Source organism: Alkalibacterium psychrotolerans (assembly GCF_054784355.1).
On sequence record NZ_BAAGPH010000049.1, the window covers coordinates 1 to 507 of the forward strand.

Annotated in this window: 1 protein-coding gene; it reads right to left on the reverse strand. The window is 42.0% G+C overall.

The annotated features are described in order from the left end of the window. A partial coding sequence (locus ACYVLS_RS08820; protein WP_460323674.1) for a transposase occupies positions 1-507 on the reverse strand: 507 nt, incomplete at both ends.

The window sequence follows — 507 nt, forward strand, 5'->3', positions numbered from 1 at the left end:
ACCCCGAACCAATATCTCGGTATGTGGCACCGTGCTCTTGTAGTGGTGTAACAGCGGGTCGATAAAGGCTTTTACCCCTTTAGATGTGTACTGATTGCCTGAACGCAGTTCAGCTTTCAAAAAATCTCCGGTCAATCCGTCAAAGGCAACTAATGGGTGATAGCCGTAGGTTTGATAATGGGCATTATAATCTGTTTGTTCTTGATGACCAAAAGTATCTGAATGTGTGGAATCGACATCAATGATTAATTCGGTGTCATTGCGAATCAAACGAGCTTTATCAATGAGCGACTGATTTAATGCTTGGAGTTGAACGATGTTCTCCTCGGTGAAACGATCTAAAAACCGTGAGATTGACGATTGTGAGGCCAACTGTTTTTTACCGAGTACAGCTTGAAAGACTGGATCCCGTCTTAATAGATTAGCTGATGAGTCTGCCGAGTAACCAGCAATTAATTGCATAATAAGCTGTTCCAATATCGCTAAGTTATCATGTGTGAAGTAAGC